We start from the raw sequence: 1,069 nt of genomic DNA on the forward strand, positions 1-1,069 counted from the left end.
TTGAAACCTTTGAAGGGATAAATTGCATTGGAATGAGATCTTTGCCGCTATCAACATAACGTTGAAAGGCCATCTTTAAGGAGTTCGGCAGCTCATGACTGTCAATGGTTTCGAAACCATGTTGAGCATAATATTTTTCTAAGTAGCTAAAAGCGAAGCAATAATCACCATCTTCGAAAACTTTGTTCTCGCAATGCTCTAGCAGAGTGCGGCCAACGCTCGTGCCTCTAACTTCTGGGATTACGAGCATGCCTGTTAATAAGCGATATTGCTCTACGGTTTTTAATCTTAGTAGTGCGACGATCACACCCCCACGACTGGCTGTGATGATGAGTTCATCTTTTTTGGCTCGCCCGGAGGGGTAATGGGCTTTATAGAGCTTTTTGATCAAAGGGAGTTTGATCGGATTTAACACTTCTATGATTAATGAGTTAGGTATTGTCACTGCGGTTAAAAGTTAACTGGGGTAGAATGTGCCCAGTTTAAGAGAATCTTATCTGGCGTTGCAAATCACTATGCAAATTAAAGAACACGCAAGCCTCAAGGCTTTTCACACTTTTGGTATCGAGCAGACTTGCTCCTACTTAGCCATTGTTGACTCGATAGATGATGTAATCAGCCTCTATCAAAATCCTGCTTTTCAAAGTCTGCCGAAGTTGTTTTTGGGTAAAGGCAGCAATGTTCTATTTACTGAACATTTTGATGGTCTCGTCATTGTTAACCGCCTTTTGGGGAAATCGGTTTCAGAAACCCATGAAGATTATCTTCTGCATGTTCAGGGTGGGGAGGATTGGCCGAGTTTGGTGGCTTGGTGTGTTGCCCAAGGTATGGGCGGGATCGAAAACTTAGCTTTGATTCCCGGTTGTGCTGGGTCAGCTCCGATCCAAAACATCGGCGCATACGGGGTTGAACTAAAAGATCTTTGTAGCTACGTCGATGTATTGGATTTGACGACTTTAAAAACGAGGCGGATGAGTGCGGAAGACTGCGAATTTGGGTACCGAGATTCAGTTTTCAAACATGATCTATATGAAAAATGCTTTGTCACAGAGATTGGCTTGAAGCTGCC

General features: G+C 43.3%; 2 protein-coding genes. One reads left to right on the top strand and one right to left on the bottom strand.

From position 1 onward, the window contains the following. A partial coding sequence (locus R7Q48_RS24760) for a GNAT family N-acetyltransferase (RefSeq protein ID WP_318132761.1) occupies nt 1-415 on the bottom strand: 415 nt, incomplete at its 3' end. A gap of 100 nt (nt 416-515) precedes the next feature. On the opposite strand from R7Q48_RS24760, the gene murB reads away from it, so the two are divergent. Continuing rightward, nucleotides 516-1,069 (top strand): UDP-N-acetylmuramate dehydrogenase (murB, locus tag R7Q48_RS24765; protein WP_318132763.1); only part of this gene is annotated, 554 nt, incomplete at its 3' end.

This window comes from Vibrio sp. 378 (genome assembly GCF_033339435.1).